This is a genomic window from Methylobacter sp. Wu8 (assembly GCF_036440755.1).
Lineage (GTDB): Bacteria > Pseudomonadota > Gammaproteobacteria > Methylococcales > Methylomonadaceae > Methylobacter_A > Methylobacter_A tundripaludum_A.
On record NZ_JAZGVT010000016.1, the window covers coordinates 1 to 14,933 of the forward strand.

Below are 14,933 nucleotides of genomic sequence, written 5' to 3' on the forward strand. Positions count from 1 at the left end.
GGCCTGGAATTTCAGCCTCTGGATGAGGCTATTTTTTGCGCTGATTTTGATCGTTAAAACGATTAAACCATCCCTGTTTCGGCTGACAGGTACCCCAAAAACGCTATTCGTTGAAATGGCTTCCGCTTAACAACTTGTTACCGGCTGAGATCGGAGTCTCGGTATCTGTAGGCATGGTTCGGGGGCTTTTTTCAGGGCTGACTACTTAGGCTTCCGTTAATGGCTTCCTTCATCAAGTCCTCAAAACTTGCTGGCTGCATGACTTTGCCAAAGGTATGTGAATTAATGAGTCGCATGTTTTCAGGTAGGGGCTAACGTTTGAATTCACCGGCCTGCGCGGCTTTTCGCGCAGGTCCGGTGGAATGATGGGTTAGCCGCTCTGGCGCTACTTCTCTCGTTCCCACTCAATTCCAAGACCTTTAAATTTTTGCATGAATGGCATTACTACTAAAGCGATGAATACGCCAATTAGAGCCAAGCGTTCGGTTGTGAGAAGCTTTATGTTTCTTTCCGACAATAGGTAATCAGCAACGATCAAGCAGAGCACCATCAAAGCCAGAAGCCATGAAACACGCCTAAGTGTCCTCTCTGTACTATTGCTCTCGACTCTCAGGGTATCTTTTCGACTGGCGGACTCAGCTGACGAAAGAGCACCGAATGTTGGAAATAGCGATATATCAATGTTCGTTATTTCCCCGTTTTCGCTGAACGTATATAGCTTCATTTGTGTACGCTCATCAGCATTTGAAGAGCGGGCAACTAGATATATAGGGAGGTTTGGCTTTCCGATTGCCTGACGGTATCCATTTAGGTTTTCGTATATCTGCCTACCTTGCCCAATCTCGGCATCTTTAATCTCTACAACGGCTAATCTCTCTTTGCGCTGCGGCTCATAGAGAACAAAGTCAGGGCAGTATCTACGCCTCCCATCAATGGGTATCCACTCTGAATCATAGGCGACCGCGTCTTTCGGATACCCTTTAGATTCTAGGAATTCCGCAAAGAGTTGCTCCGTCTGTGAATGAAACTTTGGCATCCAGGATATTCCTCAATTTTCTAGAGTGGCTAACAAGTTATTATCTAGGTCTGACTATCTTATACTCCTTCCAACCTCAGTTGACAATAATAGCTTTGAAGACTATGTTTTCTAAAGTGGATAACACGCAAATGTGCATAAAAAACAGTTTCTGGATAGCATCAGATGATAGCTCTACCCTCAGAGATATTTGACCCGTTCGATCAGTTGTTGAGAAGCAAGTCACTGCAAAGCAACACCCGATTCGTTTACACCAAATGGCTGCGCTTTTATTGGGATTTTTGCCGGAAGTATCAGCACAATCCATTTTATGCCAATAGTTTGCCGTTGTTTTTAAAAAAATTACAGGATAAACAGCAATCGGAACAATCGCAACAAGAAGCGCATCAGGCCGTTTCCTTGTTCTATGCCATGCAGGCTGCTAACCACAATCCCGTCAATCCGGAGCATATTACCGGTGTTGTTTCAACCAACAAGGATCCAATACTGAAACCGTCAAACCAGCCTTTGCCCCAACAAAGCGGGCATAGCAACCGGCTAACCGCTATCAACCCAACTCCCGTTGATGCGGCTACCCAACCCGTACAAGAGCATTCTGCAACCATACTGATTGCTCCAGCAACAACGGGAGCCAGCTGGGTTTTTGTGTTCGACCGGTTATTGAGTGAAATCAAAATCCGGCATTATTCGCCAAAGACGCTAAAAGCTTATCGAGGGTGGACGCGTCAGTTTCAAAGCTTTACCAAAAGCAAAGATTACAGGTTGTTATCGCAACAGGATGTGGCTGATTTTTTAAGTTTTCTGGCCGTTAAGCAACAGGTCTCTGCATCCACCCAGAATCAGGCGTTCAATGCGTTGTTGTTTTTGTTCAAACAGGTGCTTAAAAAGGAGTTTGGTGAGATCAAAGGCGTAGCAAGAGCAAAACGTAGGCCCTACATACCTGTGGTGTTGTCGCGTGAAGAGATCGATTTAATTTTTGATCATCTGGAAGCCCCGGTCAACTTGATTGCCAAGGTATTATACGGTTGCGGTCTGCGACTCTTTGAATGCTTGAATCTTCGGGTGCATAACCTTAATTTCGATGCGGGTATTTTGACGATCCACGATGGCAAAGGTATGAAAGACCGGACGGTACCCATTCCGCAAGCGATTGTTCCCGCCTTAAAACAGCAATTGCAGAAAGTAATCGCTGTACATGAGGCAGACCTGAAAGCTAAATTTGCCGGTACTTTTTTGCCGGATCAATTGGATCGTAAATATAAGAACGCTGCTAAAGAGTTTATCTGGCAATGGTTATTTCCGGCCCAATCGTTAACTTTGTTGCCCGAAGCGCAGGAATACAGGCGTTATCACATTCATGAATCGGTCGTGCAAAAAGCGATCAAAAAAGCAGTGAATGACGCCAAAATCACCAAACGGGCTTCGGCACATACCTTCAGGCATTCCTTTGCCAGTCATTTATTGCAGGCGAACTACGATATCCGCACGATTCAGGAGTTGTTGGGACACAGCGATTTAAGAACGACGATGATTTATACCCATACGGTGCAAAGCATCACGATCAAGCAGGCCAAGAGTCCGCTTGATTTTGATTCAAAATAAGCCAGAGAAAAACCAAACTGACCATCTGATTATGGCCGATTGTGCCACTTGATTAGCTAAGATCGACAGTCCGCTTTGTATTGGTCTGCTGCCATTTGGAAATGTGGGGCGAGTGTTTCTTGTGGGTCGAATTCAGCCGATCATGGCAGCCTACATTCGGAAAAATACCCCTGGTGCTAAAAGTGGTCATCCAACAAAATGATCGAGGCCACCTACAGAAACCTAAGCCGATCAAGCCATGTCTCCGCCTTCCTCCCAGCGCGCAAACCATTCGGTCAAATCGCGGCTGTCGCCCAATCCGCAGAGGCGGCGGTCGACGGCGTCCTGGTTGCCCCATACCACCCCGGTCAAGGCGCCGCCGGCCACGCGCGATTCGATGTCCTTACAGTAAAGCCCGAGGTCACGCTGGACATAGAACCCGTAGGTGCGGCAAGCTACCGGGCGGTGGGCGTAGACCAAGCAGGCTCCGGCCGAGCGGTCCAACAACGGGCAGACGATGGGGCGTGATGGCTGCTCGGCCAGCGTGGCGATGCCCCGGCTGACTTCCCGAAGCCGCTCCGGGGGCAGCGCGGCCAGTCCGTCTTGCAGCAAAGCCCATTCCGCCGCAGTGAGCCGGGGTACTTCGGCGAGCCGCCGGCAACAGCCGTCGCAGCCCATGCGGCATAGCCAATCGGGATTGTCGTCGCGGATAGCTCTTACGCGCGCTTCGATATCGGCATGGAGTTGGGTAAGTGTGTTCATCTTTGTATCCGGCCTTTTTAACAGCGCTTTGGAAAAGCCTTTATTGTCCTGGAAGACTCACCAAATGAGTGGTGGCGAAAACGCTCACCCCTTTCGAGACAAGCCAGCACGAACGGTTTTCACACGCTCCAAATGATTTCTTTGGTAGGATGGCTCTGCGACTAGATCTTCCAGGTTTAGCTATTATCCTAAAAATCGCAGTTGATCCGCGATAAATTAGCGCATATTTGCGTGCTTTTTGCGGCTTTCGTGGACGAGTTTATTTCCCTGATTAAACAGAAAAACTCTCGCCGCAGCCGCAGGTGCCTTTTACATTCGGGTTGTTGAACTGGAAGGCTTCGTTAATGCCTTCCCTGCGATAATCCAGTTCTATGCCGTCGACAAATTGCAGGTCGTTTGCGGCTATGATGACTTTGACGTCGAAATTTTCAAACACGGCGTCGCCTTCATTAAGGGCGTCGGCGTAGTCGATGGTATAAGCATAGCCCGAGCAGCCGGATTGTTTTACGCCCAGTTTTAAACCCAGGCCTTTGCCGCGTTTTTCCAGTTGTTTTTTGATTTGCCGGGCGGCGCTTTCGGTTAATGATACGGACATGATTTCCTCTTTATCCTTTGATGGTTAAGGATGTTAATTGTTTAATAAATTCGATAATTTCAGCTTCAGTGTTGGCTTTTCCCAAGCTGATGCGGATCGCGCTTTTTGCCCGATCAGGTTCAACGCCCATGGCGGCCAGGACAGGGCTGGGTTCTCTTAGGCCGCTGGCGCAGGCCGATCCGCTGGAAACGGCGATGCCTTTTTGATCCAGCTGCATCAGCAGCATTTCGCCGTCGATGCCGCGAACGCCGACTTGCACGGTATTGGACAGGCGTTCCGCCTGTTGGGCAAAAACAGTCAGGCCGGGAATGGCTTTTAAGCCGTGTTCCAACAGTGTTCTAAGTTTTAGCAGATGTTCCTGGCGGTCGGCAAGTTCGGCTTTGGCAAGTTCAGCCGCTTTGCCAAAGCCGACGATGGCGGCGACATTTTCGGTCCCTGCCCTGAATCCTTGCTCCTGCCCGCCACCCAGCAAGACAGGATTTATCGCCACGGATTTTTCAAATACCAGTGCGCCGCAGCCTTTGGGGCCGTAGATTTTATGGCTGGACAGCGACATCAAATGCGCGCCGAGCCGGTTAAAATCGACCGGGATTTTGCCCAGCGCCTGCACGGCGTCGGTATGAACGATGATGTTTTGCGCTCGTAGCTGACCGGCATAGTCGGCGATATTCTGTACTGCGCCGGTTTCGTTATTGGCCAGCATGATCGAAACCAGGCCGGGTTTTAGCCGTATGACCTCGTCGACAGCATCCTGCGTTATCAGGCCGTTTGCATCGACATTCATCAGGTGAAGTTCATGGCCCAGGTTTTGCAAACGCAGGGCAGGCTCGATAACCGAGGGATGTTCTATGGCTGAAACGGCCAGCCCGGCCTGAGAGGCTAAAGTTGCCAAAGCCAGATTATTGGCTTCGGTGCCGCCGCTGGTAAAAATAATTTGCCCCGGCTGAACGCCGATCAGTGCAGCGAGCTGCTCACGCGCTGCATCGACAGCGCTTTTCGAGGCCCTGCCGAGACGATAGAGGCTGGAAGGATTTCCGTAGAATGTTTTCAGGAAGGGAAGCATTGCCTCCAGAACGCGATCATCTATCGGTGTGGTCGCGTTATGATCGAGGTAGATCATTCAGCTTAGGCGTTATTCGGCATGACGATAAATTTCAATGGTGTGTTGAGCTTCGTGATGCTGTCTTTTGGCGACTTCCTGAACCCGGTTCTTTTCTAACAGGTCGGCTAAAGAAATGCCCTCCAAATAATTCCTGATCTGCTCACTCAAACCCATCCACAGGTCATGCGTTAAACAGGATTGATCCTTCTGGCAGTTGGCTTCGCCGCCGCATTTTGTTGAATCAAGCGGTTCATCGACAGCTGCGATAATTTCGGCAATATTAATGTCGCTGGCCTTGCGGCACAGTTTGTAACCGCCGCCAGGTCCGCGCACACCTTTTACCATACCCGCCCGGCGCAAACGGGCAAATAGTTGTTCCAGATAAGACAGGGAAATGGTTTGACGAGCCGCAATGTCGGTTAGGGTTACCGGCTTGATTTGACTGTGAAAAGCCAAATCAATCATTGCAGTAACCGCATAGCGACCTTTAGTAGTTAAGCGCACAGTAGCATCCTCTATAAATACCGTTAAGATATTGTTACTATACTTAACCTAGCAAAATAGTCAACTATTATACCCTTGGCAGCCTATGGTTGGTGAATGGCTCAAGACATAGGGGGCATTGGGTAATCTGCAATCAATGCGATGCCGGGTGTTGTTTTCTTTTACAACTCATCTTCGTCATAACCATCCTCAATTTCGCAACCGTCCAATTTGGAGATGGGGGTTTCCGGGTATTTAATGCCGGCGTCATTGAGTGCTTTTTGCAGGGTTTCTATCTGATTGTCCATTGCATGAATATGATCGAGCATGTGATTAATCGCATAGGCGATGGGGTCGGGCATGTCGGTCGTTGCGCCGTAGGCGCTAAAGCCCATTTTGTAGGCTATTTTGTCGCGCTCGGCTGTTGCGACTTTGCTTTTAGGATCGACGACATGGGCTGGAATTCCAACGACGGTTACGCCCGCCGGAACCGGCTTTAACACTACCGAGTTTGAACCCACACGGGCGTTTTCACCTATGTCGATAGGTCCTAACACTTTTGCCCCCGCACCGACCACCACGCCGTTATGCAGGGTCGGATGACGCTTGCCTTTATCCCAGCTGGTTCCGCCCAGGGTTACGCCGTGATACAAGGTGCAGTCGTCGCCGATAACGGCGGTCTCGCCGATGACCACCCCCATGCCGTGATCGATAAAAAAGCGCCTGCCGATGACTGCGCCGGGGTGAATTTCAATCCCGGTCAGCCAGCGGCCGATATGAGCGATAAATCTAGCCAGCCATCTGAATCCTGCCAGCCAGCAAAAATGGCTGAGCCGGTGAATTAAAACGGCATGAAATCCGGGATAGGTGGTAATCACTTCAAAGACGGATTGCGCAGCCGGATCGCGGTCAAAGACGCAGGCAATATCTTCTTTTATTCGGTTAAACATCGGTATTCCTCTTGTGGCCTTGAGACATTCTCAGGATGCCCCGGAGTATGTCCAGTTCCTTGGTGTCCAGTTGTACCCGGTTATAAATCCGGCGCAAACGCCGCATAATGGACTTTGATTTGGCGGGATGCATAAAGCCTATGTCGGTTAATGCTTCAGCCATGTGCGTATAAAACAACTCCATTTGTTCGGCCGTAGCCAAAGGCTGTTCGCCCTTGTCGCCGACAAAAACCTCTTCCTGCGGCGCCAAGCCGGATGTTACGAACAATTCATAACAAACAACCTGCACGGCTGCGGCGATATTCAGGGAACTGTATTCGCTGTTGCAGGGAATGCGCAGCAAAAAATGACACAGGTCCAGTTCGTGATTTTTTAAGCCCGAGTTTTCCCGGCCGAAAACGATAGCCACTTTATCGCCAGGGATGGTGTGTATGCCGCAAGACTGCTGGGAGCCGTCGCGGCCGTTGCCCGGTTCATTGATCAATATTTTTTCCGCGCATTCCCTGGGTGTCAGTTCCGGCCAGCTGATGGTCCGGCCTCGGGCGCTGGCGCCAATCACCAGTTGGCAATCGGCAACGGCCTCCTGCAAAGTACGGCAGACGGTCGCGCCCGCCAACACGTCGTCGGCGCCGGAAGCCCTGGAGGTGGCATCGGCGCTGGGGAATATTTTAGGTGCAACCAGCCAGAGATTATGCATCTTCATGTTTTTCATCGCACGGGCAACAGCGCCTATGTTTCCCGGATGCGTCGTTTCGACCAGCACAATTTTTATAGTAGACAGCAAAGCGTTGTCCTTGGTTAAAAAAAGAGCCTAAGTTTAGCAAAAGATTTGGTATCCTATGGCATTTTCTGTGCCTATATAAGAACCATCAGCCTATGCAACCCATGTTAAATACCGCCGTCCGCGCCGCAAGAAGCGCCGGCGACTTGATACTCCGCTCATCTGAAAATATCGACCGTTTACACGTCGACCAAAAAGGTAAAAACGATTACGCCAGCGAGGTTGATCGTATGGCCGAACGGGAAATCATCAATATTATCAAGGCTGCCTATCCCGAGCACAGTATTCTGGCAGAAGAAAGCGGTGCGCAGGAGGGCAACGATTTTGTCTGGATTATCGATCCGCTGGACGGCACGACCAACTTCCTGCACGGTTTTCCGCAATACTGCGTTTCCATTGCCTTGAAACACAAAGGCAGGATTGAAGTCGGCGTCGTTTATGATCCGCTACGGGACGAGTTATTCACCGCCAAACGCGGCGGCGGCGCTATGCTGAACAGCCGCCGCATTCGGGTGACCAAGCAAAACAGCTTGAAAGGCGCATTAATCGGCACCGGTTTTCCGTTTAAGACCGATTTACATATGGATGCTTATTTAGGCATGTTTCGCGCGATAGCGACCGATTCGGCGGGGATTCGCCGCGCAGGCGCGGCGGCGCTCGATTTGGCCTACGTGGCTGCCGGGCGGCTGGATGGTTTTTGGGAAATTGGCCTGATGGAGTGGGATATGGCCGCCGGCATTTTGTTGGTCAAGGAAGCGGGCGGAGCGGCTACCGATTTTTCTTTTAACGATAAGTATTGGGAGTCAGGCAACCTGATCGCTGCGAGTCCCAAAATGCATCAGATCATGTACCAGCTTATAGAGCCGCATGTAACCGATAATTTGAAATAATCGTTGGTTGGAACAATAGAACACGGATGACGCGGATTTGGCTGATTAACACTGATAACTGTAGGCGAAAGGCAAAGGACGAAAGATGGCTTTTTTGCCTTTCGTCCTTTACCGTTTAAATTCGTCTAATCCGCGTCATCCGTGTTCCATTATAAATTCAGCAGTTACGAACCACGACTTTAAAAAACCTGCAACGCCAGCATGATGGCGTCTTCGCGGCCGTTTTCCGCAGGATAATAACCTTTTCTGACGCCGATTTCGTTGAAGCCCATGTTTTGGTAAAGGGCAAGGGCGACGGTGTTGGACGGCCGGACTTCCAGGAACATGGTTTCCGCCCGTCCTCTGGCTTCTTCGATAAGATTCTCCAGCATTTTCCGGCCTATTCCTTGCCCCTGTTCGTCCGGCGCTACGCAAATATTTAAAACATGAGCCTCGCCGACACCCATGGCGAGTATGCAGTAGCCCAATACGGCATCCTGCTCTTCACAGACCCAGCAACTGTAGTTAGCTCTAAAGCAGTCCCTGAAGATGTCCTCCCCCCAGGGAAATTGATAGTTTGCCCTTTCTATCGCCATGACTCCGGGCAAATCGGAACTTCTCATTTTTCTCAGACGCATTAAATCTTTTCTGCCCACGGAGTCGGGGAATAATTTGGCGTAGAACTCTCTATCGGCATCGTAAACCACAAAGTCTTTTATTTTATCTAGCATCATTCCCAACATGATCAACCTTTAATGTTTTTAACTGTTTGCATCGCGAGCTTTAAATCCGCCCAGGCTTTGCGCTTGTCCAGCAATGATCTTAACAAGTACGCCGGGTGATAGACTACAACAAGCGGCGTGCCATTTAAAGCGCGTATTTGCCCTCTGAGTTTACCAATCGGTTCGTCCGTGTTTAGCAACGCCTGTGCGGCAACGCGGCCTAAAACCACGATGATTTTGGGCTTGACTAGCGTTAGTTGTCGCAGCAGGTAAGGCTTGCAGGATTCGATTTCGACGGGTGTCGGGTCGCGGTTGGCGGGCGGGCGGCATTTTACAATATTGGCGATAAAGACCTCTTCCCGATCAAGGCCTATGGCTCTCAGCATTTCCGTTAACAGCTGCCCCGCTTTGCCGACAAACGGCAAGCCTTGCTGGTCTTCGCTTTGTCCCGGCCCTTCGCCGATGAACATCCAGCCGGCATTTTTATTGCCCGAGCCGAAAACCGTTTGGATCCGGGTTTTACATAAATCGCATTGCGTGCATGGGGCTACTTCGGCCTGCAACGCTTCCCAGCTGTCGATTAGTTCAGACGGCGGGGCGCTATCGGCTATAGCATCGGGTGCCGACGCTGGCTCGTGATCGGCGGAGAATCTGGGCACCCAAACATCAATGCCCATAGCCTCCAAGTATTGCAGACGCGTTGCGTTATCCACGGCCGACTCGCGACTTACTTAGCGTTCCCACGCTCCGGCGTGGGAACGCTGAATCTTTCGCCTTGAACCTTGCGCCTTTCACCTTAATCAAACATCCCCTTTCTGAGGATGCCTGCGTTGATCGGGGCTTTGCAGCTTATTCACGGCATTGATATAGGCCTTGGCCGAAGCGATAACAATGTCGGTATCAGCGCCCAGACCGTTAACGATCCGGCCTGCTTTTTCAAGACGAATAGTGACTTCGCCCTGAGCATCGGTACCGTTAGTGATGCTGTTTACCGAATAAAGCTCCAGTTTTGCGTCGGTTTTTACCAGTTTTTCTATAGCTTTTAAACTGGCGTCGACAGCGCCGCCGCCGCTTGCATTGCCGGTGACTTCTTTATTATCCATTCGCAGCGTAACGGTTGCATTGGGTATTTCGCCGGTTTCCGAGCACACTTTCAGGGCGATCAATTTGACATGCTCATCTTCCGCCTCAAAACCGGCTTCCGAAATCAAGGTCTGCAAATCTTCATCGAAGATTTCGTGCTTTTTATCGGCCAACTGTTTAAAGCGGGCGAAAGCCTCGTTCAACTCTGCTTCCGAGCCGAATTCAAAGCCCAATTCGGTGATGCGGCTTTTAAACGCATTTCTGCCCGAATGCTTGCCCAGAACCATCCGGTTAGCCGTCCAGCCGACATCCTCAGCGCGCATGATTTCGTAAGTCTCGCGGCTTTTCAAGACGCCGTCCTGGTGGATGCCCGCCTCATGGGCGAAGGCATTGGCGCCGACGATGGCCTTGTTAGGCTGCACGGGAAATCCGGTGATAGACGATACCAGTTTCGAGCAAGTCAAGATCTCGCGGGTGTCGATGCCGGTTTGGCAGGTGAATACATCCTTACGGGTGCGCACTGCCATGACCACTTCTTCCAGCGACGCGTTGCCGGCGCGCTCGCCCAAACCGTTAATCGTGCATTCAACCTGGCGTGCGCCGTTCATGACCGCCGACAGGGAGTTGGCGACCGCAAGGCCCAAATCGTTGTGGCAATGCACGGAGAAAATCGCCTTGTCCGAATTGGGAATGCGGCGGATCAGGTTGGCAATGGTTGCGCCGAATTGGTCGGGCACGCTGTAACCGACGGTATCGGGAATGTTCAGCGTCGTGGCTCCGGCATCGATAACCGCTTCAAGAATCCGGCACAAAAAGTCTTCTTCAGAGCGTCCGGCATCTTCCGGCGAAAATTCGACGTTATCGGTATATTGCCGCGCGCGTTTGACCGCTCTGACCGCATACTCGATGACCTGCTCCGGCTGCATCTGCAATTTCATCTGCATATGGATCGGCGAGGTGGCGATAAAGGTATGAATCCGCGATTGGTTAGCGCCTTTAAGCGCTTCGCCCGCGCGGTCGATGTCCTTGTCCAGGGCTCTGGCCAGCCCGCACACCACGCTGTCCTTGATCACGTTGGCGACCGCCTGCACGGCTTCAAAATCGCCGGGGCTGGCCGCAGGAAAACCGGCCTCGATCACATCGACCTTTAAACGTTCCAGGGCCTTGGCAATTCTGATTTTCTCGTCGCGCGTCATCGAAGCGCCGGGGCTTTGTTCGCCATCGCGCAAAGTGGTGTCGAATATTATTAATTTGTCTTTCATAAAAAACTCCATTCTCGGCAATTGCTCCTGCATTGCTCTACCTCCTGCATCCATGCAGTCGATGAAGTGCCTTCAACTGTAGCGTTGATGCACGAATATAGGGGATTTAAATCATTAAATATAGAAAAAGATATGTGCCCGTCAGGGCAGGAATCTTAAAGGCAGGCATAGCCACGCACACAAAGCTGTTCCGGCGGATATTGCGACGGAAAGAGGATTTTGAAATGCAGGGTTGATTTGAATAAACATGGTCGTGACTATACGCCAATGGCTGAGCGGCCTCAAGCAGATTTTACGATTTACGCCCTTGCAGCCTGCGTCTGCGCATGACCAGGGTAATAACCGGGCCTGAAATCGCGTAGCCTAAAAACAACAGGAATAACATCGTTTGCGGCTGCGCCATTACAAAAGAGATGCCCAGCATGGCCGCAATGGTGACGATAAACGGTACTTTGCCTTTCAAGTCGATTTTTTTGAAACTCCAGTAGCGGAAGTTGCTGACCATCAGCAAGCCGGTGCTGACCGTTAAGGCGAGGGCAAAATATTTGAACAGCTCGATGTCGTATTTATACTCCAGGCAAATCCAGATAAACCCGGCAAGAATAGCGGCGGCGGCGGGACTGGGAAGTCCCTGGAAATAATTTTTATCGGCCGTTGCCAGTTGGGTATTGAATCGCGCCAAGCGCAATGCGCCGCCCGCCGCATGGACGAATGCGGCAAACAGGCCTAATTTGCCGAGGCTGGCAAACGCCCATGAATACATGACCAACGCGGGAGCCGCGCCGAATGAAACCATGTCCGAAAGGCTGTCGTACTGGGCGCCGAATTCGCTTTGCGTATTGGTCAATCTCGCTACCCGGCCGTCCATGCCGTCCAAAATCATCGCTACAAAAATGGCGATAACAGCGGTTTCATAACGCCCACCCATCGCCGAAGTAATCGCATAGAAACCGGAAAACAAAGCTCCCGTGGTAAATAAATTGGGCAGCAAATAAATTCCACGGCGACGAGTTGAACGTTTTTCTGGAAGCATATTTCAATCAATCCTTAAGAGTTTTAGGAAGTCAGTAACCAATATTGCGCTGAATTATACAATGAGCCTGCAAGCTGCACCTAGCTTAATAAAAGGGGTAAAAGATATAAACCCGCTATTTGATGGGGCGACACTAAGTTGGTGTAACCAATATTCCTTAAAGTCGCCTTAGCTGAAAACGGCGGATCAAGCATGATCAATCCAGTAAAAAATTAGCCTGTTTTTGCTGAACATTGGCTGTAGCATCCGTGGTTTCGTCTTTTAAATTAACACCCGAAAGCTGCAACTTTTCGGCCTCATTGACTAAAAACAGCAATTTCTTTAGCGCCTGCTGATAACTCAGTCCGTTGTTATGAATATTGGAAATACAATTGCGGTCGGCATCGGTGCTTATGCCGGATCTGGCCTGATAGGTGAAGTAAATGCCCATGCTGTCGGGTGAGCTTAAGCCGGGTCTTTCGCCGATCAATACCATACACAGCCTGGCCGAATAGTGTTCCGCAACGGCATCGCCAATCGCTACGCGCCCGTGTTTTATCAGGCACACCGGCGGCAGTCTGTAACCCCTTTGTTGCAGTTCGGGCAGTAATAAACGCAGGAACGGTTCGGCGTGATGCTCGATGGCTGTAGACGATAAGCCGTCCGCAACAACGACAACCGCATCAACCGGGAGGTGTGCGTTGCGCCGCAAACAGGCCGCCGCCGATGCGCTTAACAAGCGGCCGAGATCGGGGCGCTGCAAATACACAGTCTGGTTTTCCGCCTGGGTTTGCAAGGTCAGCGTTTGATGGCCCTCTTTCTTTAACCGCTGTTCGAGTCCTGCAAAATCCAGCGGGATGTTGACCGCATCGCGGGCCAACGCATGCGCCAGCTGAAAATCCAGGCAGGCGCGGGTCGGCAGGCTTATTCCGGCTCGTCCCAAAGCGATACGCGCCGGGGTGAATTGTTTCAGGCTGAGCCAGGGGTCTTGGGCAATCGTCGGTTCATTATTGTTGCTCATCGCCGTACCCAATCAGTTTTTGTAAAGCCGGTTTAAATAGGGCCGGTACATCGGGCCGTTGTTGCAATCGGTTTACGGCATTAAAAATCCCGTGTTGTTGCAGCCATTGCTCAAACTCGGGGGTGGGTCTGAGTCCCAGCACCTGGCGCAGATAAAGCGCATCATGGAAAGACGTGGATTGATAATTGAGCATCACATCATCGGCACCGGGAACACCCATAATAAACGTTCCTCCGGCAACGGCGAATTGCGTCAGCAGCATATCCATATCGTCCTGGTCGGCTTCGGCGTGGTTGGTGTAGCAGACATCGCAACCCATCGGCAGGCCCAGCAGTTTTCCGCAGAAATGATCTTCCAGGCCGGCGCGGATGATCTGTTTGCCGTCGTAAAGATATTCCGGGCCGATAAAACCGACCACGGTATTGACCAGCAGCGGTTTGAATTTGCGCGCAACCGCATAAGCCCTGGCCTCACAGGTTTGCTGGTCTAGTCCTTGATGGGCGTTGGCGGACAGCGCGCTGCCTTGACCGGTTTCAAAATACATGCAGTTATCGCCCAGCGCGCCGCGGCCCAGTTCCAGCGCGGCCAGCCGGGCTTCGTTTAATAGCTCCAGAGTAATGCCGAAGCTGTCGTTGGCTTTTTGCGTGCCGGCAATGGATTGAAACACCAAATCGACCGGCGCGCCTTGTTCGATGGCTTTCAAGGTCGTGGTCACATGCGCCAGCACGCAGGATTGCGTCGGTATTCGATAGCGTTCGATCACATCGTGCAGCATGTGCAGCAAGCGCGAGGTCGCCTCAAGATTGTCCGAAGCCGGGTTAATGCCGATAACGGCATCGCCGCAACCGTACAGCAAACCGTCCAATAGACTGGCGGCGACACCGGCCGGATCATCGGTCGGATGATTCGGTTGCAAGCGTGTGGACAAGCGGTTTTCCAGGCCGATTGTGTTCCGAAAGCGGGTAATCACGCGGCATTTTTTAGCGACCAGAATCAAATCCTGGATGCGCATGATTTTGCAGACGGCGGCCGCCATTTCCGGCGTGACGCCTGGGGCTATAGCGGTCAGCATGCCTGTTGTCGCCCGCTCGGACAGCAGCCAGTTACGAAAATCGCCGACCGTCAGGTGACTGACGGCTGCAAAAGCCGCGCTATCATGTTCGTCGATAATCAAGCGGGTGATTTCATCCAGCTCATAAGGCACCAGCGCTTCATTAAGAAACTGTTTCAGCGGCACATCGGCAAGCACCCACTGTGCGGCGACTCGCTCAAGGTTAGTGACGGCGCCCACGCCGGCAAGATAATCGCCTGAACGCGCCGGTGTGGCCTTAGCCATCAGGTTGCGCAGCGTTTTAAAGTCGTAGACCTGATCGGCAATGCGGGTCTTATACATGAGCGGTTTGTCCCAGGATTTGGAACGCTTAAGATAGCATTATCTTATGAAAACTGCGTTACACAGAGATACAGACAAAGAACTGATGTTACGCAGGTTGCCAAACGCGACGTCTGAGCGGTCGGGACGGATGTAAGGGGGGTTAAGGATCTGGTTACAAATAACTTCCCGAAATCACTATTTTCGGTCGTCAAGCCGTTCGTGCTGAGCCCTTCGACTACGATCAGGACTAAAGGCCTTGTCGAAGCATGATCGGCTTGACGCGGTGGGTCGAAATTTTT

Annotated in this window: 15 protein-coding genes; 2 read left to right on the forward strand and 13 right to left on the reverse strand. The window is 51.4% G+C overall.

Annotated elements, in window-relative coordinates:
- Window positions 1-385: 385 nt before the first annotated feature.
- Window positions 386-1,036, reverse strand: coding sequence for a hypothetical protein (locus tag V3O24_RS00535; protein ID WP_331305674.1), 651 nt, complete (start codon window positions 1,034-1,036; stop codon window positions 386-388).
- Between the two features lie 165 nt (window positions 1,037-1,201).
- On the opposite strand from V3O24_RS00535, the gene V3O24_RS00540 reads away from it, so the two are divergent.
- A complete protein-coding gene (locus tag V3O24_RS00540; protein ID WP_104425135.1) occupies window positions 1,202-2,638 on the forward strand; it encodes an integron integrase in 1,437 nt (478 codons plus the stop codon).
- A 231-nt stretch (window positions 2,639-2,869) separates the two neighbouring features.
- Here V3O24_RS00540 and V3O24_RS00545 read toward each other — a convergent pair whose 3' ends face one another.
- The 6 genes from V3O24_RS00545 to V3O24_RS00570 form a co-directional block, all read right to left on the reverse strand.
- Entirely contained in the window at window positions 2,870-3,379 is a 510-nt protein-coding gene (locus tag V3O24_RS00545; RefSeq protein ID WP_331305677.1) for a YkgJ family cysteine cluster protein, read from the reverse strand.
- A 271-nt stretch (window positions 3,380-3,650) separates the two neighbouring features.
- Window positions 3,651-3,974 carry an iron-sulfur cluster assembly accessory protein gene (locus V3O24_RS00550; RefSeq protein WP_331305678.1) on the reverse strand — a complete coding sequence of 108 codons (324 nt, stop codon included), beginning with the start codon at window positions 3,972-3,974 and terminating at the stop codon, window positions 3,651-3,653.
- A 10-nt stretch (window positions 3,975-3,984) separates the two neighbouring features.
- A complete protein-coding gene (locus tag V3O24_RS00555; RefSeq protein ID WP_331305679.1) occupies window positions 3,985-5,094 on the reverse strand; it encodes a cysteine desulfurase family protein in 1,110 nt (369 codons plus the stop codon).
- Window positions 5,095-5,106: 12 nt separating this feature from the next.
- Entirely contained in the window at window positions 5,107-5,580 is a 474-nt protein-coding gene (iscR, locus tag V3O24_RS00560; RefSeq protein WP_104425131.1) for a Fe-S cluster assembly transcriptional regulator IscR, read from the reverse strand.
- Window positions 5,581-5,741: 161 nt separating this feature from the next.
- Entirely contained in the window at window positions 5,742-6,509 is a 768-nt protein-coding gene (gene cysE / locus V3O24_RS00565; protein WP_331305681.1) for a serine O-acetyltransferase, read from the reverse strand.
- Entirely contained in the window at window positions 6,502-7,293 is a 792-nt protein-coding gene (locus V3O24_RS00570; RefSeq protein ID WP_331305682.1) for an RNA methyltransferase, read from the reverse strand. Before V3O24_RS00570 ends, cysE begins: the two co-directional genes overlap by 8 nt.
- Window positions 7,294-7,385: 92 nt before the next feature.
- Here V3O24_RS00570 and V3O24_RS00575 point away from each other — a divergent pair, with 92 nt between their 5' ends.
- Window positions 7,386-8,180 (forward strand): inositol monophosphatase family protein, encoded by a 795-nt coding sequence (locus V3O24_RS00575; protein WP_331305683.1) that lies wholly within the window; start codon window positions 7,386-7,388, stop codon window positions 8,178-8,180.
- Window positions 8,181-8,359: 179 nt separating this feature from the next.
- Here the strand turns inward: V3O24_RS00575 and rimI are convergent, their stop codons facing one another.
- From rimI to V3O24_RS00605, 6 genes are all read right to left on the reverse strand, one after another.
- Entirely contained in the window at window positions 8,360-8,902 is a 543-nt protein-coding gene (rimI, locus tag V3O24_RS00580; protein WP_331305684.1) for a ribosomal protein S18-alanine N-acetyltransferase, read from the reverse strand.
- 2 nt (window positions 8,903-8,904) lie between these two features.
- Entirely contained in the window at window positions 8,905-9,594 is a 690-nt protein-coding gene (locus V3O24_RS00585; RefSeq protein ID WP_331305685.1) for a uracil-DNA glycosylase, read from the reverse strand.
- Window positions 9,595-9,681: 87 nt separating this feature from the next.
- Entirely contained in the window at window positions 9,682-11,226 is a 1,545-nt protein-coding gene (locus V3O24_RS00590) for a 2-isopropylmalate synthase (RefSeq protein WP_331305687.1), read from the reverse strand.
- A 292-nt stretch (window positions 11,227-11,518) separates the two neighbouring features.
- Window positions 11,519-12,259: a CDP-diacylglycerol--serine O-phosphatidyltransferase gene (pssA, locus tag V3O24_RS00595; RefSeq protein ID WP_104425125.1), complete on the reverse strand. Its 741-nt coding sequence runs from the start codon at window positions 12,257-12,259 to the stop codon at window positions 11,519-11,521.
- A gap of 196 nt (window positions 12,260-12,455) precedes the next feature.
- The gene (gene eutC, locus V3O24_RS00600; protein ID WP_331305689.1) at window positions 12,456-13,259 is read right to left on the reverse strand and encodes an ethanolamine ammonia-lyase subunit EutC; all 804 of its coding nucleotides are present in this window, start codon (window positions 13,257-13,259) and stop codon (window positions 12,456-12,458) included.
- On the reverse strand, window positions 13,246-14,652 hold the full coding sequence (locus V3O24_RS00605) for an ethanolamine ammonia-lyase subunit EutB (RefSeq protein ID WP_331305691.1): 1,407 nt from the start codon (window positions 14,650-14,652) through the stop codon (window positions 13,246-13,248). Before V3O24_RS00605 ends, eutC begins: the two co-directional genes overlap by 14 nt.
- Between the last annotated feature and the right edge of the window lie 281 nt (window positions 14,653-14,933).